The 24,227-nt window shown below is 68.5% G+C and carries 22 protein-coding genes; 4 read left to right on the forward strand and 18 right to left on the reverse strand.

Annotated elements, in window-relative coordinates:
* Nucleotides 1-31 precede the first annotated feature (31 nt).
* The 9 genes from rsfS to rplU all read right to left on the reverse strand — a co-directional run bounded on the left by rsfS (nucleotide 32) and on the right by rplU (nucleotide 6,818).
* Nucleotides 32-409 (reverse strand): ribosome silencing factor, encoded by a 378-nt coding sequence (rsfS, locus tag AC25Y0_RS05205; RefSeq protein WP_488123256.1) that lies wholly within the window; start codon nucleotides 407-409, stop codon nucleotides 32-34.
* On the reverse strand, nucleotides 409-1,635 hold the full coding sequence (locus tag AC25Y0_RS05210; protein WP_488134332.1) for a hypothetical protein: 1,227 nt from the start codon (nucleotides 1,633-1,635) through the stop codon (nucleotides 409-411). The genes rsfS and AC25Y0_RS05210 overlap by 1 nt, the downstream gene beginning before the upstream one ends.
* The gene (gene nadD, locus AC25Y0_RS05215; RefSeq protein WP_488134333.1) at nucleotides 1,632-2,228 is read right to left on the reverse strand and encodes a nicotinate-nucleotide adenylyltransferase; all 597 of its coding nucleotides are present in this window, start codon (nucleotides 2,226-2,228) and stop codon (nucleotides 1,632-1,634) included. The genes AC25Y0_RS05210 and nadD overlap by 4 nt, the downstream gene beginning before the upstream one ends.
* Nucleotides 2,229-2,240: 12 nt before the next feature.
* Complete coding sequence (locus AC25Y0_RS05220) at nucleotides 2,241-2,468, reverse strand: hypothetical protein (RefSeq protein WP_488123259.1); 228 nt, start codon at nucleotides 2,466-2,468, stop codon at nucleotides 2,241-2,243.
* A 60-nt stretch (nucleotides 2,469-2,528) separates the two neighbouring features.
* On the reverse strand, nucleotides 2,529-3,788 hold the full coding sequence (locus AC25Y0_RS05225) for a glutamate-5-semialdehyde dehydrogenase (protein WP_488123260.1): 1,260 nt from the start codon (nucleotides 3,786-3,788) through the stop codon (nucleotides 2,529-2,531).
* A 4-nt stretch (nucleotides 3,789-3,792) separates the two neighbouring features.
* A complete protein-coding gene (gene proB / locus AC25Y0_RS05230; RefSeq protein ID WP_488123261.1) occupies nucleotides 3,793-4,623 on the reverse strand; it encodes a glutamate 5-kinase in 831 nt (276 codons plus the stop codon).
* A complete protein-coding gene (gene obgE / locus AC25Y0_RS05235) occupies nucleotides 4,620-6,128 on the reverse strand; it encodes a GTPase ObgE (protein ID WP_488123262.1) in 1,509 nt (502 codons plus the stop codon). Before obgE ends, proB begins: the two co-directional genes overlap by 4 nt.
* 100 nt (nucleotides 6,129-6,228) lie before the next feature.
* Nucleotides 6,229-6,489, reverse strand: a complete 261-nt coding sequence (gene rpmA / locus AC25Y0_RS05240) for a 50S ribosomal protein L27 (RefSeq protein WP_488123263.1) — start codon at nucleotides 6,487-6,489, stop codon at nucleotides 6,229-6,231.
* A gap of 20 nt (nucleotides 6,490-6,509) precedes the next feature.
* A complete protein-coding gene (rplU, locus tag AC25Y0_RS05245) occupies nucleotides 6,510-6,818 on the reverse strand; it encodes a 50S ribosomal protein L21 (protein WP_488134334.1) in 309 nt (102 codons plus the stop codon).
* Nucleotides 6,819-7,016: 198 nt separating this feature from the next.
* Between rplU and AC25Y0_RS05250 the strand changes: the two genes are divergently transcribed.
* The gene (locus AC25Y0_RS05250; protein ID WP_488123265.1) at nucleotides 7,017-7,289 is read left to right on the forward strand and encodes a DUF4031 domain-containing protein; all 273 of its coding nucleotides are present in this window, start codon (nucleotides 7,017-7,019) and stop codon (nucleotides 7,287-7,289) included.
* Between the two features lie 8 nt (nucleotides 7,290-7,297).
* Here AC25Y0_RS05250 and AC25Y0_RS05255 read toward each other — a convergent pair whose 3' ends face one another.
* Nucleotides 7,298-9,559: an Rne/Rng family ribonuclease gene (locus tag AC25Y0_RS05255; protein WP_488134335.1), complete on the reverse strand. Its 2,262-nt coding sequence runs from the start codon at nucleotides 9,557-9,559 to the stop codon at nucleotides 7,298-7,300.
* Between the two features lie 288 nt (nucleotides 9,560-9,847).
* Here AC25Y0_RS05255 and AC25Y0_RS05260 point away from each other — a divergent pair, with 288 nt between their 5' ends.
* Nucleotides 9,848-10,468: a vitamin K epoxide reductase family protein gene (locus AC25Y0_RS05260; protein ID WP_488123267.1), complete on the forward strand. Its 621-nt coding sequence runs from the start codon at nucleotides 9,848-9,850 to the stop codon at nucleotides 10,466-10,468.
* A 6-nt stretch (nucleotides 10,469-10,474) separates the two neighbouring features.
* Here the strand turns inward: AC25Y0_RS05260 and ndk are convergent, their stop codons facing one another.
* From ndk to AC25Y0_RS05300, 8 genes are all read right to left on the reverse strand, one after another.
* Nucleotides 10,475-10,888 (reverse strand): nucleoside-diphosphate kinase, encoded by a 414-nt coding sequence (gene ndk / locus AC25Y0_RS05265; RefSeq protein WP_488123268.1) that lies wholly within the window; start codon nucleotides 10,886-10,888, stop codon nucleotides 10,475-10,477.
* A 22-nt stretch (nucleotides 10,889-10,910) separates the two neighbouring features.
* Nucleotides 10,911-11,312, reverse strand: coding sequence for a DUF4233 domain-containing protein (locus AC25Y0_RS05270; protein ID WP_488123269.1), 402 nt, complete (start codon nucleotides 11,310-11,312; stop codon nucleotides 10,911-10,913).
* Entirely contained in the window at nucleotides 11,309-12,661 is a 1,353-nt protein-coding gene (locus AC25Y0_RS05275) for a bifunctional folylpolyglutamate synthase/dihydrofolate synthase (RefSeq protein WP_488123270.1), read from the reverse strand. Before AC25Y0_RS05275 ends, AC25Y0_RS05270 begins: the two co-directional genes overlap by 4 nt.
* Nucleotides 12,658-16,059, reverse strand: coding sequence for an isoleucine--tRNA ligase (gene ileS / locus AC25Y0_RS05280; RefSeq protein ID WP_488123271.1), 3,402 nt, complete (start codon nucleotides 16,057-16,059; stop codon nucleotides 12,658-12,660). The genes AC25Y0_RS05275 and ileS overlap by 4 nt, the downstream gene beginning before the upstream one ends.
* A 186-nt stretch (nucleotides 16,060-16,245) precedes the next feature.
* Entirely contained in the window at nucleotides 16,246-17,796 is a 1,551-nt protein-coding gene (locus AC25Y0_RS05285; protein ID WP_488123272.1) for a dipeptide ABC transporter ATP-binding protein, read from the reverse strand.
* Nucleotides 17,793-18,605 (reverse strand): ABC transporter permease, encoded by an 813-nt coding sequence (locus AC25Y0_RS05290; protein ID WP_488134336.1) that lies wholly within the window; start codon nucleotides 18,603-18,605, stop codon nucleotides 17,793-17,795. The genes AC25Y0_RS05285 and AC25Y0_RS05290 overlap by 4 nt, the downstream gene beginning before the upstream one ends.
* Nucleotides 18,602-19,570 (reverse strand): ABC transporter permease, encoded by a 969-nt coding sequence (locus tag AC25Y0_RS05295; protein WP_488123274.1) that lies wholly within the window; start codon nucleotides 19,568-19,570, stop codon nucleotides 18,602-18,604. Before AC25Y0_RS05295 ends, AC25Y0_RS05290 begins: the two co-directional genes overlap by 4 nt.
* On the reverse strand, nucleotides 19,567-21,189 hold the full coding sequence (locus tag AC25Y0_RS05300; protein WP_488123275.1) for an ABC transporter substrate-binding protein: 1,623 nt from the start codon (nucleotides 21,187-21,189) through the stop codon (nucleotides 19,567-19,569). Before AC25Y0_RS05300 ends, AC25Y0_RS05295 begins: the two co-directional genes overlap by 4 nt.
* A gap of 165 nt (nucleotides 21,190-21,354) precedes the next feature.
* Between AC25Y0_RS05300 and valS the strand changes: the two genes are divergently transcribed.
* Both valS and AC25Y0_RS05310 read left to right on the forward strand, forming a co-directional pair.
* Nucleotides 21,355-23,931, forward strand: coding sequence for a valine--tRNA ligase (valS, locus tag AC25Y0_RS05305; RefSeq protein WP_488134337.1), 2,577 nt, complete (start codon nucleotides 21,355-21,357; stop codon nucleotides 23,929-23,931).
* Nucleotides 23,931-24,173 (forward strand): hypothetical protein, encoded by a 243-nt coding sequence (locus AC25Y0_RS05310; RefSeq protein WP_488134338.1) that lies wholly within the window; start codon nucleotides 23,931-23,933, stop codon nucleotides 24,171-24,173. The genes valS and AC25Y0_RS05310 overlap by 1 nt, the downstream gene beginning before the upstream one ends.
* The last annotated feature ends 54 nt before the right edge of the window (nucleotides 24,174-24,227 follow it).

Here is a 24,227-nt window from a genome sequence, read left to right on the forward strand (position 1 = left end):
TACTACACAGCAGAGGGCATCTTTGACCGCGTCACTCGCTCGCAGCGGGGCGGGGCAGCTCGATTGGAACGACCGGGCAGTCCTTCCACAGGCGCTCGAGACCGTAGAACACGCGCTCCTGCTCGTGGAAGACGTGCACCACGAGGTCGCCGAAATCGAGCAGGATCCAGCGTGACTCCTGGCGGCCCTCACGGCGCAGCCGCTTGTGCCCCGCTTCGAGCAGCTTCTCCTCGATCTCATCGGCGATCGCGGCGACATTGCGCTCGCTGCGTCCGGTCGCGAGCAGGAAGATGTCAACGAGCGGAAGCGGCTGCGATACGTCGATCGCGACGAGGTCTTCGCCGCCCTTCGCATCGGCTGCGGCCGCGGCGATCGCGACCATCTCATGGGCCTGCGGACCGGCGGCCATCAGAAGAGGCCCGTCACGACGGCGACGATGAGAAGAACAGCGAGAGCTGCGAAGAGTGCACCGGCCGTGATCGCCAGCCAGAGCATGAGTCGATTGCCCTTTTCAGGAGCGGGGGGCCGGATCACTTCACCCGCGGGCTTGATCGTGCTGACCGCGGAACTTGCCGCGATCGGCGTCGGCGAGGAGTGTGCCGGCAGTTCGCCGTCGAGAAGCACGGAGTCGAGCTCTTTTCCGTCGGTCGTGCCGTGTGCGTGTCCCCGCGAGCCGAGGCCCTCGGGCAGGGCGAAGGTTCCGGTGACGAGCACGTCGCCGGTGGCCGTGACGGGCGCGACCATGGGCAGCTCCCCCGTCGACTGCGACAGGATCAGCGCGTTGGGCGCGCCGATCGAACCGGTCGCTCCGCGCGACAGAAGCTGGTCGAACGACGGCGGCAGATCGAGCTGCACGGGCGCCCCCGCGATCACGCCCGCGCCGAGCGACGGATTGACGATGCGCTCGGGCGTTTCGTCGACCTGCGAGCCGTCTCCGGCTTCGCCGTCTGCGTCTTCCTCGACGTCGGATGCGGCCTCCATGGCTGCATCCTCAGCCGGCTCCGGCTCGTCGTCGTACTCGGCGGTGTCGCCCGCCTGGTCCTTGACGATGTCGGATGCGATGAGGTCCACGTCGTCGTCTTCGTAGTCGACGACGACGACGGACTCGGGTGCTTCAGCCTCGACGACCTCGGCCTCGACGACCTCGGCCTCCACGGCCTGGTCCTCAGGCTCGACGTCCTCGTCCGCGACGACCTCAGGCTCGACGTCCTCGTCCTCGTCCTCGTCCGCGGGCGCGAACAGGCTGCGAAGCGCCTCGACGTCGTCGTCGGAGCGCTCGTCATCCTGCGGCACCGACGAGATCGGTGGAACGGCAGCGATGGCTGCTGCGTGTGCGGCGGCCTGCTCGGGCGTGATGACCGGCACCGACGCGGTGCGGATCCGCTCCTGCTGACGGGCCTGGCGCCGGGTCAGCGGTGCGGCGCTGAGGTCGACCTCGGAATCGTCCACGGGTGCGTCGGGTACGACGGCGGGTTCTGCGGGCCGCGGAAGCGGTACGGAGACGTCCGGAACCGTTTCGGCGGACTCTTCGGACGGGTCCTCATCCATCGTCACGATGGGCGTCACCCCTGTGCGCATCTCGCGCAGCTGTTTGCGCGTCAGTGGAGGGGTGTTCGGCTGCTCGGGTGTGCTCATGCCTCGCTCCGGTAAAGGTGGTGCTTCGCAATGTATTGGACGACCCCGTCAGGAACGAGGTACCACACGGGGTGCCCGGTCTGCACGCGTTCCCGGCAGTCCGTCGACGAGATCGACAGGGCCGGTATCTCGAGCTGACTGACGTCCTCGGTCGGAAGCCCGTCCGTGTTCAGGACATGGCCGGGCCGGGAGACAGCGACGAAGTGGGCGAGATCCCAAAGTTCATCATGGTCCCTCCAACTGAGAATCTGCGCTATGGCGTCGGCACCGGTGATGAAGAAGAGCTCGGCGTCGGGACGCTCGGCCTGCAGTTCACGCAGTGTGTCGATCGTGTAGGTCGGACCGTCGCGGTCGATGTCGACGCGGCTCACGGTGAAGCGCGGATTCGATGCGGTGGCGATGACGGTCATGAGGTACCGGTCTTCGCCCGGGCTCACGTCTTCTTTCTGCCACGGCTGACCCGTGGGCACGAAGATGACCTCGTCGAGGTCGAACGACTGCGCAACCTCGCTCGCGGCGACGAGGTGTCCGTGATGAATGGGATCGAACGTCCCACCCATGACCCCGATCCGCGGGGGACGCGCAACCGTCATGCGGTTTCGGCCTCAGTGGCCGTGACCGTGCCCTGCGTGCTGGACGTCGTTGGCGTGCGCCTTCGCGTAGGCGTCGGCCTTGGCGGCGTGGCGGTTGGCGACGTTGCGGTACGACAGCGTCACCAGGCCCAGGGATGCGAACGCGATGATCGCGACGATGCCGTACCCGACGGTCTCGAGGGCCACGTTCCCGTGGTCCGCCTCTTCGGCGGCGAAGGCGAGTAGCGTGGCGATGGTCATTCCGGCTCCATTCGAGGGTCTTTCCGCGCCTGTGGCACAGCGCGCCTCCAGTTTAGGTGGTCAGGCGCGTACTTGTCCTGAGCCGCGCGCGAGCCACTTCGAGCTCGTGAGTTCTGCGAGTCCCATGGGGCCCCGCGCGTGCAGCTTCTGGGTTGAGATGCCGACTTCGGCGCCGAAGCCGAACTCGCCGCCGTCGGTGAACCGCGTCGAGGCGTTCGCCATGACAACGGCGGAGTCCACTTCGGCGAGGAAGCGCTCTGCGTTGGCCTCATCGGTCGTGATGATCGACTCGGTGTGGTGCGTCGAGTACTGCCGGATGTGCGCGAGTGCCGCGTCGAGGTCGTCGACGATCCGCATCGAGACATCGAGGCTCAGGTATTCGGTCGACCAGTCGTCTTCGGATGCCGGCACGACGTCGGCTGCCAGAGCCGCGACCTCGTCGTCGCCGTGCACGACGACGCCCTGTTCGCGCAGCGCCGTGACGACGGGCTCGACGAGGCGTTCCGCGGCTGCGCGGTGGACGAGCACCGTCTCGACGGCGTTGCACACGCTCGGTCGCTGAGCCTTGGCGTTGACGACGATGTCACGAGCCCATTCCAGGGGCGCTGACGCATCGAGGACGATGTGCACGACACCGGCGCCGGTCTCGATGACAGGCACCGTCGATTCGGTCACGACCGTCTCGATGAGCTCTGCGCTCCCGCGGGGCACGAGCACGTCGACGATGCCGCGCGCCTGCATGAGGTCGCGCGCGCCGTCACGGCCGAACTCATCGACCGTCTGGATGGCGTCGGGATCGATCCCCTGTGCGTCCAGCGCCGCGCGCATGATGCGGACGAGCACGGCGTTCGTGCGCTCGGCGGCTGTGCCTCCGCGCAGCACGACGGCGTTGCCCGAGCGAAGCGCGACCGCGGCGATGTCGACCGTGACGTTGGGTCGCGCCTCGTAGATCGCGCCCACGAGGCCGAACGGCACCGCCACTTTCGTCAGGGCGAGGCCATTGGCAAGCGTCCGCTCGTCGAGCACGCGGCCCACGGGGTCGCGGAGGTCGGCGATGTCGCGCACGGCGTCTGCGAGCGCACTCACGCGCTTTTGATCCAGCGCGAGCCGGTCTTGCAGCGCCGTGGACAGTCCCCCGGCGCGACCGCGTTCGAGGTCTTCGGCGTTGGCGGCGATGACGGCGGATGCGGCCGTGTCGATGCCGTCGGCGATCGCGAGCAGCGCCGCACGCTTGATGTCATCGGACAACAGCGCGATCGAGCGGGAGGCGTCTTTAGCGCGCTGCATCCGCTCACGTGCTGTCACGGCGGTGGTGGTCACGTCCTCAGCCTATCGACGTGCGAACAGGGCCCGTCGCGAGGTCGGAGGCGGGGTCGGGGTTGGGGGCGAACCATGTTCCGACCGACTCACCGGCGAGGGCGTTCTCGACGAGGTCGGTGCGTGTCACGAGCACCCCGATTCCGGATGCCGCTGCCCGACGGGCCGCGGACACCTTGGTCGCCGCGCCCCCCATGCCGACGCTGTTGACGACGGTCGACCCGAACTCGAAGCCCGCAAGGTCTTCGTCGTAGGCGACACGTTCGATCGGGCGGGCACCGGGCTGGTCGGGCGGCCGTGTGTACAGGCATTCGATGTCGCTGAGCAGCACGAGCGCGTCGGCACCGACGAGACCGGCGACCAGTGCGGCGAGCCGGTCGTTGTCGCCGAAGCGGATCTCCTGCGTTGCGACGGTGTCGTTCTCATTGACGATCGGCAGGATGCGCAGGCCGAGAAGACGCTCCATCGCTCTGCGCGCATTGGACCGCGGCGTGGCGTTCTCGAGGTCGCCGGCGGTGAGAAGCACCTGACCGGCGACGATGCCGAACGGCTGCAGCGCCTGCTGATACTGATAGACGAGCACATTCTGACCGACCGCGGCGGCCGCCTGCTGCGTCGCGAGGTCGCTCGGTCGCTCGTCGAGCGCAAGGTACGGCATGCCGGTCGCGATCGCCCCTGATGAGACGAGGACCACCTCGGTGCCACGCCCGTGGGCTTTCGCGAGAGCGGCGACCAGCGGCGGGATGCGCGAGGCCTGCCCGCCGCTGATCGACGACGAACCTACTTTTACGACCACACGTCGAGCACCGGGGATGTCCCCGCGCTCGAGCGCAGTCATTCCGCTTCCTCGACCGGGCGCTGCTTGTCGGCGATCCGTTCCGCGTCGAGTTCGGCCCGGGCGGCCGCCTTCGCGTCCATGCGGTCGTGATAGCGCTCGCGACGCTGCGCGGTCGTGCGCCGCGCGTTGTCATCGAGGCGGGGATCGGTGCCGCGAGGTGCCGCCATCAGTTCGGCGGCCGAGCTGAGCGAGGGCTGCCAGTCGAAGACGACGCCGTCGCCCTCGCCGATGACGACCGTCGCACCGGGCGTCGCGCCGACACGGAACAGCTCGGTCTCGACACCGAGGCGGTCGAGTCGGTCGGCGAGATAGCCGACGGCCTCTTCGTTCTGGAAATCGGTCTGCTGCACCCACTTGAGCGGCTTGTCGCCCAGGATGCGGTAGACGTTTCCGTACGTGCCGCCCTCGACACGGATCGTGAACTCCTTGACCCCGCCCTTCGGCCGGATGACGATGCGCTCAGCGACGGGGGTCGCGGCCACTTCGGCACGGTGCTGGGCGACGATCTCGCCCAGTGCGAAGGTGAGCGGGCGCAGTCCCTCGTGGCTGACGGTCGAGATGTCGAAGACGCGGAAGCCACGCTCCTCGAGCTCGGGACGCACGAGGTCGGCGAGATCCTTGGCTTCGGGAACGTCGATCTTGTTGAGCGCGACGATCTGGGGCCGCTCCCGCAGGGGCGTCTGGCCTTCGGGAACGGGGTAGGCCGCGAGTTCTTCGAGGATGACGTCGAGGTCGGTCAGCGGGTCACGACCGGGGTCGAGCGTCGCGCAGTCCAGCACGTGCACGAGCGCCGTGCACCGCTCGACGTGGCGCAGGAACTCCAGTCCCAGGCCCTTGCCCTCGCTTGCTCCTTCGATGAGGCCCGGCACATCGGCGACGGTGTAGCGCATGTCGCCCGCCTGGACGACGCCGAGGTTGGGGTGCAGAGTCGTGAACGGATAGTCGGCGATCTTGGGACGCGCCGCCGAGATCGCGGCGATGAGGCTCGACTTGCCCGCGGAGGGAAAGCCCACGAGAGCAACGTCCGCGACCGTCTTGAGTTCGAGCTGAACGTCGCCTTCCCACCCGGGCGTGCCGAGCAGGGCGAAGCCGGGAGCCTTGCGCTTCGGTGAAGCCAGCGCAGCGTTGCCGAGTCCGCCGAGTCCGCCGGGCGCCACCACGTAGCGCATGCCGGGCTCGATCATGTCGACGAGCGGTTCGCCCTCGGCGTCCTTGACGACCGTCCCGACCGGAACCGGCAGCTCGACGTTCTCGCCTGCGGCGCCGGAACGGTTGTCGCCCATGCCGAATCCCCCGTTGCCGCCGGTGCGGTGCGGAGAGTGGTGGTACGACAGCAGCGTCGTCACCTGCGGGTCGGCCACCAGGACGATGTCTCCGCCCTGACCGCCGTTGCCGCCGTCGGGGCCGGCGAGCGGCTTGAACTTCTCACGACGCACCGAGACGCAGCCGTTGCCGCCCTTGCCGGCACGCAGGTGCAGCGTCACTCGATCCACGAATGTGACCATCTGCGTCTCCTATCTGTCTGAGGAATGCGAAAGGGGGCGAGCCGGAGCCCGCCCCCTTCGCTGAAGGTGTACTACCGCTGGTCGGTGAGACCTGTCGAGGTCACTCCGCCGCTGCGGCGACGATGTTGACGACCTTGCGGCCGCCCTTCTGGCCGAACTGGACAGCACCGGCTTCGAGGGCGAAGAGCGTGTCGTCACCGCCGCGACCGACGTTCGCGCCGGGGTGGAAGTGCGTGCCACGCTGGCGGACGATGATCTCGCCGGCGAGGACCTTCTGGCCGCCGAAGCGCTTCACGCCGAGGCGCTGTGCGTTGGAGTCACGACCGTTGCGGGTGGAGCTTGCGCCCTTTTTGTGTGCCATCTCTGCGTCTCTTCCTGGACTTACTTGATGTCGGTGATCTTGACGCGCGTGAGGTCCTGACGGTGGCCCTGGCGCTTCTTGTAGCCGGTTTTGTTCTTGAACTTCTGGATGATGATCTTCGGTCCGCGAAGCTCACCGAGAACCTCGGCAGTGACCTTGACCTTGGCGAGCTTGTCGGCGTCGCTCGTCACGGCGTCACCGTCGACGAGGAGCACGGCCGGAAGCTCGATCTTGTCGCCGATCGAGGCAGCCTGACGGTCGAGGACGACGATGGTGCCGACCTCTACCTTTTCCTGCCGGCCACCGGCTCGCACAACTGCGTAAACCACTTCACACCTGATTTCGTCTGGGAGCGGGATGCTCCGATTGAGACTGGAAAGTCTTGGTGCGGACGGCTGAGCTGGGCTGAGCTGTCGACGAACGCCGGGAGGCATGCGACACGGGACGCACCAAAGGAATACTTTACCGGATGGAACGATCTCCCGCAAAAGCACCGGCCGCTGTCATGGCCCGCCTAGGATCGCGGGGTGGCGATCCTCCTCGATGACCCGCTCTGGCCCGCCCACGGAAGACTGTGGGCGCACCTCGTGAGCGACACCGATCTTACCGAGCTGCACACCTTCGCGGCGGCCAACGGGATCCCCCGTCGCGGCTTCGACCTCGACCATTACGACGTGCCGGACGAGAGTCATGCCCGGCTCGTCGCCGCCGGTGCCGAGCACGTCAGCGGGCACGAGCTCGTGCGCCGCCTGATCGCATCCGGCCTGCGCGTCACAGCCCGCGAACGACGCGGGCTGTGACGGCGGGCTCAGTCCTCTGAGGCGGGTGCGGCCGGCGACGTCGTCGGCGAGACCGGCGTGCCCGTCAGCGCGGCCGTCGAGACCCGGCGGCGAGACCGCCCCTGGCCCGGAGCCTTGGGCTCAGGAAGCGCGCTGAGCACCGAATCCAGCAGCGCGTCCTTCTCGGTGCGGGGTGGATTGGCGTCCTTCGCGGACGAGTCCCGCCGCTTCTTTCGCTGCTTCTTCGGGCGCTCGACGGGCGCCTCGACAACAGGGGCCTGATCGTCGGCCTCGTCGTGGTGGATCGTCGATGCCGCAATCTGCGCGAGCGCCGTCTTGGCGCTTTCGGTGATGACGTGCGTTCCGTTGGAACCGGCCGGCGGAGTCGTGGCCCCGCGCGAGCGGCGTCCGCTGGACGAGCCGCCCGATGACGCGCGGTGCTTGACGACGGGATCGTGATGCACGATGACACCGCGGCCCGCGCACACGTCGCACGCCTCGCTGAAGGTCTCGAGCAGGCCGAGGCCGAGCTTCTTGCGGGTCATCTGCACGAGCCCGAGCGAGGTGACCTCGGCGACCTGGTGCTTGGTGCGGTCGCGGCTGAGGCACTCGACGACGCGACGCAGCACGAGGTCGCGGTTGGATTCGAGCACCATGTCGATGAAGTCGATCACGATGATGCCGCCGATGTCGCGCAGGCGGAGCTGACGGACGATCTCTTCGGCAGCCTCGAGATTGTTCTTGGTGACGGTCTCTTCGAGGTTGCCGCCCGAGCCGACGAACTTGCCGGTGTTGACATCGACGACGGTCATCGCCTCGGTGCGGTCGATCACGAGAGAACCACCCGAGGGCAGCCAGACCTTGCGGTCGAGGGCCTTCTCGATCTGCTCGGTGATCCGATACGCGTCGAACGGGTCGATGTCGTCTTCGTAGGCCTCGACGCGGTCGAGCAGGTCGGGGGCGACGGACTCGAGGTACTTCGTGATCGTCGCGTACGCCTCGTCGCCCTGGATGAGCATGCGCGAGAAGTCCTCGTTGAAGACGTCGCGCACGATCTTGACCAGCAGATCCGGCTCGGAGTGCAGCAGCGCGGGCGCCTGGATCGAATCGACCTGACGGGAGACGTGCTCCCACTGTTTGGTCAGGCGCTGCACGTCGCGGGTGAGCTGCTCCTCGGTCGCCCCTTCGGCCGCCGTGCGCACGATGACGCCCGAGGACTCCGGCAGGACCTCTTTGAGGATCTTCTTCAGACGTGCCCGCTCGGTGTCGGGAAGCTTGCGTGAGATGCCGTTCATCGCGCCGCCGGGGACGTACACGAGGTAGCGGCCCGGGAGAGAGATCTGGCTCGTCAGGCGCGCGCCCTTGTGGCCGATGGGATCCTTCGTGACCTGCACGAGGACCTTGTCGCCCGACTTGAGGGCGAGCTCGATGCGGCGCGGCTGATTGCCGGTCTCGACCGCATCCCAGTCGACCTCGCCCGAGTACAGCACGGCGTTGCGCCCGCGGCCGATGTCGACGAACGCCGCCTCCATGCTCGGGAGCACGTTCTGCACGCGCCCGAGGTAGACGTTGCCGATGAGGGATGCGTCCTGGTTGCGCGCGACGTAGTGCTCGACGAGCACGCTGTCCTCGAGCACAGCGATCTGCACGCGACCGTTCTTCGAGCGGACGATCATGACGCGGTCGACGGCCTCGCGGCGTGCGAGGAACTCCGCCTCGGTCACGACGGCACGGCGACGACCGGCTTCCCGGCCATCACGACGACGCTGCTTCTTGGCCTCGAGACGGGTCGAGCCCTTGATGCGCTGCGGCTCGGTGATGAGCTCGACAGCGCGCTGGCGGGGGGGCGGCGCGGAGTCGCCGTGATCGTCGTCACGGTCTCCCCCGCGTCGACGCCCCCGTCGGCGCGAACTCGTCGACGACAACTGGTCGTCGATCTGCGGACGCTCCTCGGGGAGCGAAGGCAGCGGCGCGACCTCGGGTGCGTAGAAGTGCAGATCGGTCGTCACTTCCGAGACGAAGGTCTCGGGAAGCAGGCCGAGCGACACGGCTGTGACGGGGCCGGAGGCCTCGGACTTCTCCGTGTCGGCATCCGTCGCCTCTTCGGGCGTCTCGGGCGCGTCGTCGGTGCTCTTCGCGGCAGCCGGTGCTTCGGCGTCGCTCGGCACCTCTATGTCAGGCGCTTCGTCGGCGACCGGAAGCCCGGTCACCTCAGGCGGAGAGATCTCCGCCTTCGTCGGGGCGCTCGATTCGTCGCCGTTGGGGTTTTCTGAGGTGCTGTCAACAGCCATCACTGGCGTACTCCCTGCGGGGCGACACCGCGCGTCGCCCGGCGAAATCTCGTGTGGCGCCGCACCTGCGGTGCCACGAACTCACTCGGTCTGCAGCCGGCTGTGCGCCCAGGCTGCGAAGGGCTGTCATCGCCCTGAAGTCTTCGATGATGCTGTGGCGGCGCGGCCGCGGCGCATCCGCATCATTATCGCACTTTCCCCGCCGGATTGCTCACATGAGGACGCGGCAGTCATTTCCGCGCCGCATCCATGCCTCACACATAGGCGGTGTTTGCCATAATCCGAGGTATGCCCCCGACTCAGACCCACACGCGCCCGACTGTTCTCGCGGTGTGGCTCATCATCGCCGGAGCGATCGGGTGGTGGGCGGCGTTCTCACTCACCGTCGCGAAACTCGACACGCTCGCGAATCCCGGCGCAGGCGCGGCCTGCGACATCTCGGTCCTCGTGCAGTGCAGCGCGAATCTCGATGCCTGGCAGGGCAGGATCTTCGGCTTTCCGAATCCGATCCTGGGGCTCGCATGCTGGGTGGCCCCGATCGTGGTCGGGGCGGCGATCCTCGCTCGTGCTCGCTTCGCGCGCTGGTTCTGGCTGCTGTTCTGGGCGGGGACGACCTTCGCTTTCGGCTTCGTGATCTGGCTCATCGGCCAGAGCATCTACGCGCCGAACCTGCACACCCTCTGCCCGTGGTGCATGGTCACCTGGGCCGTCACGATTCCGACGTTCTACCTCGTGACGCTGCATGTGCTGCGCTCGGGTGTGCTCGCCGTGCCGCCCGGCGTGCGCCAGGCAGCGGACAAGCTCATGTCGTGGGTGCCGCTCGCGACGATCCTCAGCTATGCGCTCGTGCTGCTGCTTGCCCAGCTCGAGATGAACGCCGTCGTAAGCATCGTGAACTCGCTGTTCTGACTCGCGTCAGAACCAGATGTCGAGTTCCCTCGCGGCGGACTCGGGGCTGTCCGAGCCGTGCACGAGGTTCTGCTGCACCTTGACGCCCCAGTCACGCCCGAAGTCGCCGCGCACTGTGCCGGGCGCCGCCGTCGTCGGGTCGGTCGTTCCCGCGAGCGAGCGGAACCCCTCGATGACGCGGTTGCCGGCGAGACGGATCGCGACGGACGGGCCCGACATCATGAACTCGAGGAGCGGCTCGTAGAAGGGCTTTCCCTCGTGCTCGGCGTAGTGCCGTTCGAGGCGCGCACGGTCGGGTTCGACGAGTCGGATGTCGACGAGGGCGTAGCCCTTCGCTTCGATGCGGGCGAGGATCGCGCCCGTGAGCCCGCGGGCGACGCCGTCCGGCTTGATGAGGACGAGGGTCTCTTCCGTGGTCATGTCTGGTGTTTCCGTTCCGTTGTCAGGCCTGGTCGGAGTACTGGGCCTCGATCGCGGCGTTGCGCCGATCGAGAGCCGCACCCTTGATGGTGGCATAGCCGTACATGCCGCCGAAAATGAGCGCCACGATGATGAGGACGGGTTCAAAGAGTGCGCCGAGGGCGACGACGACCTGCAGCAGCCAGCCGATCACGATTCCCCACCGGTAGCGGACGAACCGGCCCGTCAGGATCATGAGCACAGCGAGGGTCGTACCTGCGACGATCCCCCACCAGCGCTCGACGCCGTCGGGCAGCGCATCGAGTCCGAAGAGGACGAGCCCGCCGAGGAACGCGATGACCGATTCGAAGGCCAGCACGATCGAGGCGAGCGACTCGGCTGCCCCGCGCCGGCGGCGCGGCCGCGGTGTCTGTGTATCGGTCATGATGTCCACCCTGACTTCCAGTCTTCGAGTTCGGCGAGAGTGAGCGCTTGGCCTGCCAGCACGACCGATCCCGTCACGACGACGCCACGACGATCGGATGCCGCTGCCCATTCCCGAGCCGCCTCGACCGCGACGCTGAGGCCATCGTGAACCGTCACGAGCAGACCCGCTGCCTCAGCCGCGTCGGCGATCGTGTCAGGCTCATTCGCCCGGTCCGACTCGGGCGCCGTCGCGAAGACGTGCGAGGCGGTCTCGGCGAGGGCAGAGACGATGCCCACGGCGTCCTTGTCATCGAGGACGCCCAGCACGACGCCCCACTCGTCGAAGTCGAACGACTCGCGCAGAGCCGTCGCGAGAGCCTGCGCGCCGTGCGGGTTGTGCGCGGCGTCGACGAGAACGGTCGGGTGCGTGCCGGCGAGATGCAGGCGTCCGGGGGACGTCGCCTGGCCGAAGGCCTCGGCGAGCACGTCGCCCGCGATCGCCCGCGTCCCGCCACCGAGGAGTGACTCCACGGCGGCGATGGCGAGCGCGGCGTTGAAGCCCTGATGCGAGCCGTACAGCGGCAGGTACTCGTCTTCGTAGACCCCCGCGAGACCGCGCACCGAGACGAGCTGTCCGCCGACGGCGAGGCGCTGCGACACGAGGGCGAAGTCGTCGCCCTCGAACGCGATGGTCGCGCCTCGTGCTTCGGCGGCGTCGGTGAGGACGGCCTTCACGGCGGGCAGCTGCTGTGCCGAGACGACCGCCGCGCCGTCCTTGATGATGCCGGCCTTGACCGTCGCGATCTCGACCACGGTGTCACCGAGGCGATCGACGTGGTCGATGTCGATGGGAGTGAACACCGCGACGTCTCCGTCTGCCGTATTCGTCGAGTCCCACGCACCGCCCATGCCGACTTCGAGCACGAGCACGTCGATCGGCGCGTCCGCGAATGCGACGAAGGCGAGCACCGTGAGGAGCTCGAAGAACGTCAGCGCCGCGTCGCCCGCGGCCGTCAGTTCGGCGTCGACCATGGCCACGAACGGCTCGATCTCATCCCACGCGTCGGCGATCGCGGCATCCGAGATCGACTCTCCGTCGATCGCGATGCGTTCCGTGAACCGCTCGAGGTGCGGACTCGTGAACAGCCCCGTGCGCAGCCCGTGGGCGCGCAGCAGGCTCTCGATGAGCCGCGCTGTGGAGGTCTTGCCGTTCGTGCCGCTGATGTGCACGACTCGGTAGGTCTTCTGCGGGTCATCGAGCAGTTCGAGCACGCGTGCGGTGCGCTCGACGCGCGGTTGCACCCATTGCTCGCCCTGCCGCTGCAGCAGCGTTTCGTACACGGCGTCAGCCCGCGTGCGGTCGCTCATCCGGATGCCTCCATTCGTGCCACCGAGACGGTGAACGCGCCCCGGTTGGCGTACGTTCCCGGCTCGACGGTCGCCTCGAACTCGGGGTCTCCCCCGTCGCCCAGCGCCAAGATCGTCGCGGTGCTGTTCCGCACCGCGTAGGCGACGGCGAGTGTCTCGCCGGCGACGTCGGCCGTCGTGAACGCCTGCGCCACCGCTGCGGCATCCCCGGCGTCGTCGAACTGCAGCGCGAGACGGATGCGGTCACTGACGTCGAAACCGGCCGCCTTGCGCGTGTCCTGCACGGCGCGGATGACGTCGCGGGCGAGTCCTTCCGCCTCGAGCTCGGGCGTCGTCGTGGTGTCGAGCAGTACGAACCCGTCGCTGCCGCCGAGGAAGCCCATGGCCTCGCCCTCGGGACGCACCGAGACGTCACTGTCGAGCGATGCTTCGCCCTGCGCCATCACGACGTCGCCGTCTGCCGTCTGCACGACGATTCCGCGCTCATCCTCGATCCACTGGCCGGCTTTGGCCGCCTTGATGACCTGCTGGACCCGCTTGCCGAGTCTCGGTCCTGCGACGCGCGCGTCGACGACGAGCCGCAGCGCGACACCGTACTGGTCATAGGACTCCGGTCGGAACTCGTCGATCCGGACCTCCTTGACGTTGAGCTCGTCGCGGAGGATGTCTTCGAATTGCGCCAGGTCCGCGGCATTCGGCACGACGACCGTGAGCTGCGGCAGCGGCAGACGCACACGCTTGCCCTCCTTCTTGCGCAGCGCGTTCGCGACGCTCGAGACGTCGCGCACGGCGTCCATCGCGTGGCGGATGTCCGCCGCCTGCGGGAACGCGTCGGCGTCAGGCCAGTCCTGCAGATGCACGCTGCGGCCGCCAGTGAGGCCCTGCCACACGCGCTCCGAGACGAGCGGGATGAGCGGGGCGGCGACGCGCGTGAGCGTCTCGAGCACGGTGTAGAGGGTGTCGAACGCCTCGGTCCCGGTGGCCGCGCTCGACGACGGGTCGACGCCGATCCAGAACCGGTCGCGCGAACGACGGATGTACCAGTTCGTGAGCGCCGCGGCGAAGTCGCGCAGCTTGGCGGCCGCCGATGTCGAGTCGAGCCCTTCCAGGTCGGCGGCGACGTCGCGCACGAGGTCACCCGTGAGGGCCAGGATGTACCGGTCGAGCACGTTCGTCGAATCGGTGCGCCACGTCGCTTCGTAACCGCCCGGGGCAGCGGCGTTGGCGTAGGTCGCGAAGAAGTACCACGTGCTCCACAGCGGCAGCATGAACTCCCGCACGGCCGCACGGATGCCTTCTTCTGTCACGACCAGGTTGCCACCGCGCAGGACGGAGCTGGACATGAGGAACCAGCGCATCGCGTCGGACCCGTCGCGGTCGAAGACCTCGGACACGTCGGGGTAGTTCCTGAGAGACTTCGACATCTTGTGGCCGTCGCTGCCAAGCACGATGCCGTGGCACGACACCCCCGTGAACGCGGGGCGGTCGAAGAGCGCCGTCGACAGCACGTGCATGACGTAGAACCAGCCGCGCGTCTGGCCGATGTACTCGACGATGAAGTCCGCCGGGGCGTGCGAGTCGAACCACTCGCGGTTCTCGAACGGGTAGTGCACCTGGGCGTAGGGCATCGAACCGGAGTCGAACCATACGTCGAAGACGTCTTCGATGCGGCGCATCGTCGACCGGCCCGTGGGGTCGTCGGGGTTCGGGCGGGTCAGGTCGTCGATGTACGGGCGGTGCAGGTCGACGTTGCCGTCGGGGTCACGCGGCAGGCGGCCGAAGTCGCGTTCGATGTCGGCGAGGCTGCCGTAGACGTCGACGCGGGGGTACGCCGCGTCGTCGCTCTTCCACACCGGGATGGGCGAGCCCCAGTACCGGTTGCGGCTGATCGACCAGTCGCGTGCTCCTTCGAGCCACTTGCCGAACTGGCCGTGCTTGACATTCTCGGGAACCCACGTGATCTGCTCGTTGCCCGCCAGCAGGCGGTCCTTGATGTCGGTGACGCGCACGAACCAGCTCGACACGGCGCGGTAGATGAGGGGGTTCCGGCAGCGCCAGCAGTGCGGGTACGAGTGCTCGTAGCTCGCCAGGCGCAGCAGGCGCCCGCTCTGGCGCAGCAGGCGCACGAGCGGCGTGTTGGCGTCCATCCACAGTTCGCCCGCGACATCCGTCACCTGGGGCAGGAAGCGTCCGCCGTCATCGAGGCTCATGATGAGCGGGATGCCGGCGGCTTCGGTCACCCGCTGGTCATCCTCACCGAATGCCGGTGCCTGGTGCACGATGCCGGTGCCGTCCGAGGTGGTGACGTAGTCGTCGACGAGGATCCGCCACGCGCGCTCGGTGCCCCACGTGTCGGCATCGGCGTAGTAGTCGAAGAGCCGGTCGTAGGCGACATCCTCGAGATCGGCGCCGAGGACGCTCTGCTCGACGGCGTCCTGCGCGGCTTGTGCCGACTCGTACCCGAGGTCCTTCGCATACCCGGCGAGAAGCGATTCCGCCAGCAGGTAGCGGTGCGCCGTCGCCTCGAACGGCTCATCACCCGGCTGCACATCGGCTGCGCCCGCGGGACCGCCCGGCACGACGACATATCGGATGTCGGGACCGACGGCGAGCGCGAGGTTCGTCGGCAGCGTCCACGGGGTCGTCGTCCAGGCGAGGGCGCGCACACCCGTGAGGCCCAGAGCTTCGGCCTTCGCGCCGACGAGCGGGAAGGTGACCGTCACGGACGGATCCTGGCGCATCTGGTAGACGTCGTCGTCCATGCGCAGCTCGTGCGCCGACAGCGGGGTCTCGTCCCGCCAGCAATACGGCAGCACGCGGTGGCCCTCGTAGGCGAGGCCCTTGTCATGCAGCGTCTTGAACGCCCACAGCACGGATTCCATGTACGAGGGGTTGAGCGTCTTGTAGCCGCGCTCGAAGTCGACCCAGCGAGCCTGACGCGTGACGTAGTCCTCCCAGTCGCGCGTGTACGCCAGCACCGATGACCGAGCCTTGTCGTTGAAGACGTCGATGCCCATGGCTTCGATCTCGGCCTTCTCGGTGATGCCGAGCTGCTTCATCGCCTCGAGCTCGGCCGGCAGGCCGTGCGTGTCCCAGCCGAAGACGCGATCGACCTTCTTGCCCCGCATCGTCTGGAACCGCGGGAACAGGTCTTTGGCGTAGCCGGTCAGCAGGTGGCCGTAGTGGGGCAGACCGTTGGCGAAGGGCGGGCCGTCGTAGAACACCCACTCATCGGCGCCTTCGCGGTTCTCGATCGAGGCGCGGAACGTGTCGTCGTCTTTCCAGAAAGCGAGCACTTCGCGCTCGATCTCGGGAAACCGCGGGCTCGGCACGACCGCTGCGGGTCCGAACGCCGAAGCGTCGCTTCCTGAGCTTGCTGAAGGACGGGGGTAGGTCATGGATCTCTCGCAGGTGTCGTGGTCGCCGGTTCCTGCGAGGACGACCCTGTGAAGGACCGCGGTACCACCCCGCGTTGCCGTTGCCGGCCACTTTCACTGCGGCTGTCACGGGCCTGACCCGCTCGGTTCTACTGGGCTTGCGCCGTTCTTCCGAGAGCTCCCCGGTGATGGCCGGATCGGTGCTGCTCAGGCGATTCTATCCGACCGCGCCGAGGCGGCGACGAGTTCGGAGGTGAACGGATGCTGCGGGCTGCTCAGGACATCGGCGGTCGCGCCGCGTTCGACGACGAGGCCCTCCTTCATGACGAGCACGTCGTCGGCGAGCCCGCGGACGACCGACAGGTCGTGCGAGATGAGCACCATCGTGAGTCCCATCTCGCGCCGCAGCTGCGCCAGCAGCTCGAGGATGCGCCGCTGCACCGAGACGTCGAGGGCCGACACCGGCTCGTCGAGCACGAGCACATCGGGCTGCGTCGCGAGGGCGCGGGCGATCGCGGCCCGCTGGCGCTGGCCACCCGAGAGCTGACCCGGACGGCGCTGCGCCAGGGCGGCGTCGAGCTCGACGAGCTTCATCAGGTCGTCGGTGCGCCCCGCCTGCTGCGACGCGGGGACGCCACCCGCCGTCAGGGCTTCGCGCAGCGACCTGCCGATCGTCCAGCGCGGATCGAACGCAGCGCGGGGATCCTGGTGCACGAGCTGGATCCGGGCCCGGCGAGCGCGACGATCCCTCTCGCGGGCGGGGTTCCACAGTGTGTCCTCGAGGCGCACCGTGCCGCGGTCGGGAGTCTCCACACCGAGAAGCAGCCGTGCGACGGTCGTCTTTCCTGCACCCGACTCGCCCACGATCCCGAGGCTGCGGCCCGCCCGAACCGTGAACGACACGTCCTGGACGGCAGTCACACCGCGGAAGCTCTTGTACAGCCCGTCGGCGGCGAGCACGATGTCGCCGCCGACGGGCGACGCGGCGGGGGGAATCAGCGCGCCGACGACGAGTTCGCGCGTGTACGGGTGCTGGGGGGCGCCCAGCACCTGCGCGACGGGGCCCGACTCGACGACGCGCCCGTCCCGCATGACGATGACCCGGTCCGCGATGCGCGCGACGGCGGTGAGATCGTGGCTGACCAGGAGCAGACCCACGCCGTCGTCGTCGACGAGCGATCGCAGCAGACTCAGAACGCGCACCTGCACGGTCGCATCCAGCGCCGTGGTCGGCTCATCGGCGATGAGCACGCGCGGCCCGGCGGCGAGAGCCGACGCGATGAGCGCACGCTGCCGCAGGCCGCCTGACAGCTCATGCGGGTGCTGGCGCACGCGGCGCTCAGGATGCGGCATCCCGACCCGGTGAAGCAGGTCCTGCACGCGCCGCGCCCGTTCACGTCGGTCCAGACGCGTGTGGATCTCGAGCGGCTCGGCTACTTCGCTGCCGATGCGGGCGAGCGGGTCGAGCGAGACGAGGGCATCCTGTGAGACGACACCGACCCGGTCCCCGCGCACGGTGCGCCACGCGCGCTCCCCCGCATCGCGCAGGTCGGCGCCGTCGATCTCGAGCCGATCGGAGCGCACGTGCGCCCCGGGCGGTGTCAGCCCGAGCAGAGCCAGCGCCGTGAGCGACTTGCCGGCGCCGGACTCGCCGACGACGGCGACGCACTCCCCCGGTTCGACGGCGAGGTCGACGCCGTCGACGACGGTGCGCCCGTCGAACGAGATGCGCAGGTTCGCGACGTCGAGGGCGCTCATGTCGTGCGTCCTTCCGCGGCGGCGCGCAGCGTGCGACCGACGACCGTCGCCGAGATGACCGTGAGGGTGATCGCGAGTCCCGGGAAGACGGCGATCCACCACGCCTGCGCGAGGACGTTGCGCCCGCCCGAGAGCATGAGACCCCATTCCGGTACGGGTTCGACGGCTCCGAGGCCGAGGAAGCTCAGTCCCGCGGCGGCGAGGATACTCGTGCCGAATCCGATCGTCGCGATGACGCTGAGGGCACCGAGCACACCGGGTACGACATGCCGCAGCAGGGCGACCGGCCGGGCGACGCCGAGCAGCGCCGCCGCCTCGACGTGATCGGCGGCAAGGAGCGTCCGTGTCTGCACCCGCGCGAGCCGGATGTAGACCGGGATCACCGCGATCGTGACGCCGATCGCGACGTTGGTGGGGCCCGGCCCCAGGATCGCGACGACGACGAGCGCGATGAGGAACTCCGGGAAGGCCAGGACGACATCGAGGGCGCGCACGGCCACGGCATCGACGACGCGCGGTGCCGCGCCGATCGCTGTGCCCACAATGAGGCCGACGACGAGCGCGATCCCGACGGCGATCAGGCCGATCGACAGCGACGAGCGCGCTCCGTAGACGACACGCGCGAAGACATCCCGCCCGGTCTGGTCCGTGCCGAACAGGTGCTCGGCGCTCGGCGGCAACAGCGCTGCCCGCACGTCGGTCTGCAGCGGATCGAGCGGCGTGAACAGCGACGGCGCGACGGCCATCGCGAGGAAGACCGAGAGAACAGCCCCGGCGGCGGTCAGCGCCGCGATCTGACGGCGGCTCACGGCACGCCCACTCTCGCGTGATCGGCCGCTTTCGGTCGACGCAGCCGCGGGTCGATGACCGCGGAGGTGAGCTCGACGACGATGTTGATCACGACGAACACGAGGGCGCTCAGCAGGATGATGCCGCCGATGACCGGCAGATCACGGTCGGTGATCGCGACCAGCGTCACCCGGCCGAGGCCCGGGCGGCCGAACACCGTCTCGACGAGCACCGCCCCCCCGAGCAGTGTGCCCACGAGATAGGCGGCGAGCGTGAGGGCGCCCGTGGCGCCGTGTCTCAGTGTGTGGCGCAGCGTCATCCTGCTCGGGCTCGCGCCGCGCGCGCGCACGGTGATGGCGAACGGCTGTCGCTCGGCCGCCTCGATGCCGTCGCGCAGCACCTGCCCGAGCAGGGCAGCTGTCGGCAGGGCCAATGTGACGGCCGGCAGAACGAGGGATGCCGCGTTGCGCGACCCCGTCACGGGGAACCAGCCCAGAGTGAAGGCGAACACCGTGAGCAGGATGAGCCCGATCCAGAACACCGGTGACGAGAGGATGACCAGTTCGACCCCGGCCACGACGATCCGCGCGGCGCGTCGCCGCACCGTGACGGCGACGACCAGCGCGAGCACGACCGCGATGACGAGCGCGAGACCGGTGAGCTGGAGTGTCGGCAGCAGCTGCCTGCCGATGACGTCTGCCACCGGCATCCGCAGTTGATAGGACTCGCCGAGGTCGCCGCGCGCGAGACGCGCCATGTAGTCCATGTACTGCTGCAGCAGCGGGCGGTCGAGCCCCAGATCCTGGCGGATGCCGGCCTTGACCGAGTCCGAGACCTGGGCCTGCGGGCCCAGCATCACCTCGACGGGGTCACCGGGAATCAGTCGCATCGCGACGAACGCGAGGGTCGCCGCCCCCCAGAGGACCACGACGAGTCCGGCGAGGTGGCCGGCGATCCGCGCGAGGACGCGCCCCGCCGGGGTCATTCCACCGTGGCGTCGTAGAACAGGGGCCGGCCGTAGAGGTCGTACGAGAGTCCGCTCAGGCCCGGGGAGACGGCCGTGATGGACGACGGAACGTACAGCGGCACGATCGCGGTGTAGTCGGCGTTCCAGCGCTGCAGCTCGCGGTAGATGTCGCTGCGCTCGTCGATGTCGCTCGTCGCGACGCCGCGGTCCAACAGCGCGTCGATCTCAGGGTCGGACACCTGCGAGGCGTTCTGGAACCCCTCGGTGTGCAGGTGGCTGCGCAGCAGATCGGGGTCGACCCCCGAGAAGCCCCAGTCGGTCAGGTCGAACGTCTTGCCGCCGTACTGCTCGTTGTATGCCCCCGGCTCGAGCACCTCCCGCACGAGCTCGAAGCCGATCTCGCGCAGATCGGACTGGATCGCATTGGCCAGCGCCGTGCGGTCATCGGGCACGGGCGTCCAGGCGATCCAGCGGGCCGAGAGGCGCGCGCCGTCCTTCGTCCGGAAGCCCTCCGCGTCGCGCTCGGTCCATCCTGCGGCGTCGAGCAGCGTGTTCGCCGCGGAGGGGTCGAAGTCCCAGGTGCCCTCGAGGGACGGCTCGTAGCCCGGGGTCGGCGAGGCGAGGATGCTCCACGCGCGGGGGTACTGACCGAAGAAGACCTGCTCGACCGTGGGTTCGATGTCGATGCCGAGGGCGAACGCCTGGCGGACGCGCTCGTCGGCGAACACGCCGTACTGCTCATTGAGGTACAGCGAGTACGGCAGACCCGGCAGCTCGATCGACTCGACCGTGATGTCCTCGGGCAGGTCGCCGATCGTGCTCGGCGGAAGCTGGCCCGCGATGTCGGCCTCACCGCTCGTGATCACTCCGGCGCGCACAGCGGGCTCAGGCAGGATCGACACGCGCAGCGTCTCGATCTCGGGTGCGCCCTGCCCCTGGGGTCCCCACGCGTAATCGGCGTTGCGCGTGTAGACGATCTCCTGGTCGGGCGTGTAGTCGGTCAGTGTGAACGGCCCGGTGCCGATCGTGACGTCGGGCCCGCCGGCCGCGAGCAGGTCGGCGTCCGCGGCGAGCACGGCGGGCGAATAGAACCCGAGCTGCGCGGTGCTGGCCGCTTGCAGGAACGGGGCGTACGGCTGCGTGAAGGACACGCGCACGGTGTGGTCGTCGATGACCTCGGTGCCGGCGTAGAAGTCCGCGCCCAGCATCGCCGCCGCCTGCGCCGAGCTCGTCTCGGGATCGACGATGCGGTCGAAGTTGGCCTTCACTGCCGCTGCGTCGAAGGGCTCGCCGTCGTGGAAGACGACATCGTCGCGCAGCTCGAAGGTGTACTCGAGTCCGTCCTCGGAGATCTGCCAGTCCTCGGCGAGCCACGGCGAGAACGTGCCGTCGGGGGCCTGGAAGACGAGCGAGTCGAGCACGGCACGCTGCACCATGGCCGACACGTCGAGCTGACTCGTCTGCGGATCCATGTGACCGGCAGAGAGGTTCGCGCCCTCGATGGCCCAGACCAGTTCGCCGCCGGTCCCTTCCGCATCGTCACCCGTCGGCGCGCACGCACTCAGGACGAGCGCGGCGGCTGCGGTGAGGGCGGCCGCACGCAGCAGACGCGGAGTGAGAGAGCGGTGGGAGAGCATGCGGGAACCTCTGTGACGTGACGGGGACGAGATTACGCTAACGCACTTTTTGGACTGAGTTCACTTTGCGTCGTTCGGCGTCGTCCGTGGGCTCGATAGAATCGTCGGGCATCCCATACTCAGGCACGCTCACACGGTGCCGCACATACGGCGAGGAGACCTCATATGTCCACGATTCCCGACAAGCCCGTTCTCGAAGGTCTCGAAACCGCATGGGATGCCGCGTGGCAGAAGCAGGGCACCTACCTGTTCGACCGCGCTCGCGCGGCAGAGGTCGGGCGCGAGGGCGTTTACTCCGTCGACACTCCCCCGCCGACGGCATCCGGGTCGCTGCACATCGGGCACGTGTTCAGCTACACCCACACCGACGTCAAGGTGCGCTTCGAGCGCATGCGGGGCAAGACGGTGTTCTACCCGATGGGATGGGATGACAACGGTCTTCCCACCGAGCGTCGCGTTCAGAACTACTATGGCGTGCGCTGCGACCCGTCGCTGCCCTACGACAACGACTTCACGCCCCCGTTCCAGGGCGGCGACAACAAGAGCACCAAGGCCGCAGACCAGATTCCGATCAGCCGCCGCAACTTCATCGAGCTGTGCGAGAGCCTGACGCTCGAAGACGAGAAGCAGTTCGAAGCACTCTTCCGCCAGCTCGGGCTGAGCGTCGATTGGACCCAGACCTACCGCACGATCTCGGACGACACGATCCGCACGAGCCAGCTCGCGTTCCTTCGCAACCTCGAACGCGGCGAGGCCTACCAGGCGCTCGCGCCGACGCTGTGGGACATCGACTTCCGCTCCGCGATCGCGCAGGCCGAACTCGAAGACCGCGACCAGCCCGCGGCGTACCACCGCGTCGCTTTCCACAAGAGCGACGGCTCGGGCGACGTGCACATCGAGACGACACGTCCCGAACTGCTCGCGGCCTGCGTCGCGCTCGTCGCGCACCCCGACGACGAGCGGTACCAGCCGCTCTTCGGCTCGACCGTTCGCACGCCGCTCTTCGACGTCGAGGTGCCCGTGCTCGCGCACCCCCTCGCGCAGAAGGACAAGGGGTCGGGCATCGCCATGATCTGCACCTTCGGCGATGTCACCGACATCATCTGGTGGCGCGAACTCGACCTGCCCAACCGCACGATCCTCGGCAAGGACGGCCGTATCCTCGCCGAAGCCCCTGATGTCATCGTGACGGATGCCGCGAAGGCGGCCTACGCCGAGATCTCGGGCAAGACCGTGTTCAGCGCCAAGAAGGCGATCGTCGACCTGCTGCGCGCGTCGGGCGAACTCGACGGCGATCCCAAGCCGTTCACGCACGCCGTGAAGTTCTTCGAGAAGGGCGACCGCCCGCTCGAGATCGTTTCGACCCGCCAGTGGTACCTGCGAAACGGCGCCCGCGACGAGTCGCTGCGTGAGAAGCTCATCGCCCTCGGCAAGGACATGGCGTGGCACCCCGATTTCATGCGCGTGCGCTACGAGAACTGGGTCGGAGGCCTCACGGGCGACTGGCTCGTGTCGCGCCAGCGCTTCTTCGGCGTGCCGATCCCCGTCTGGTACGCCCTCGACGAGAACGGCGAGCGGGACTACGACCGCGTGCTGACACCGGATCAGGCGACGCTGCCGATCGACCCGACGATCGACGTACCGCCGGGATACACCGAGGACCAGCGCGGCATGCCGGGCGGATTCGATGCGGAGAAGGACATCTTCGACACCTGGGCCACATCATCGCTCACGCCGCAGCTGGCCGGTGGCTGGCAGCGCGATGAGGAGCTGTGGAACCTCGTGGCGCCGTTCGACCTGCGCCCGCAGGGACAGGACATCATCCGCACGTGGCTGTTCTCGACGATGCTGCGCTCCGCCCTCGAAGACGGCCGGGCGCCGTGGACGGATGCCGCCATCTCGGGCTTCATCGTCGACCCCGACCGCAAGAAGATGTCGAAGTCGAAGGGCAACGTCGTCACTCCCGCCGACATCCTCGACAAGCACGGCACCGACGCGGTGCGCTACTGGGCGGCCTCGAGCCGGCTCGGCGCCGACGCCGCCTTTGACCCGCAGAACCCCACGCAGGTCAAGATCGGGCGTCGCCTGGCGATCAAGGTTCTGAACGCGTCGAAATTCGTGCTGTCCTTCCCCGTGCCCGAGGGTGCTGAGATCACACATGCGCTCGACGCGTCGATGCTCGCGACGCTGGACGGCGTCGTGCGCGAGGCGACGAAGGCGTTCGAAGGCTATGACCACGCACGGGCGCTCGAACTCACCGAGTCGTTCTTCTGGACGTTCTGCGACGACTACCTCGAGCTCGTGAAGGAGCGCGCCTACGACCAGACCGACGTCGGGCAGCCCTCGGCGGCTCTCGCTCTGCGGACCGCGCTGTCGACGCTGCTGCGGCTGTTCGCGCCGGTCCTGGCTTTCGCCGCCGAAGAGTCGTGGTCGTGGTTCAACGATGACTCGGTGCACACGGCGCCCTGGCCGGAGCCCCTCGGCATCGAGGGAGACCCGGCAGTGCTGAAGGCCGTGAGCGCCGCACTCATCGGCGTCCGCCGCGCCAAGACCGAGGCCAAGGCATCGCAGAAGACAGCGGTCGAGCGCCTCACGATCACGGCGCCCGCCGCATCCCTCGCAGCGATCAGCCTTGCCGAGGGTGACCTCAAGGCCGTCGGTCGCATCAGCGACATCGCCTACGCGGACGGTGACGAACTCGCCGTCGGCGACGTGGTCCTCGCCCCGGTCGAGGAGGCCTGATGCAGCTCGGCACGCGCTGGATGTCGGGCGACGAACCGCCCACCTCGGTGCCCACGGCCCTCACCCGAGGCATCCGCTCAGTCGAAGGCGCGCTCGCCCTGACGGACGGGCCGCGTCCGCGGTGGACCCTGACGTGGCTCGAGGGGCGGCCGATCGCCGAACTCGACACGGGCACGATCGTCACCCTCGACGCCGCCGACGAGCCCGTCGTCAGCCACGACCCCGACGACGAGTTCTCCTGACCCCGCTACCCCTGACCGCGGGGTGAACTCGGCTGGAGGTCGCGCCGTTTTGCG

This window comes from Microbacterium sp. Y547 (assembly GCF_057669785.1).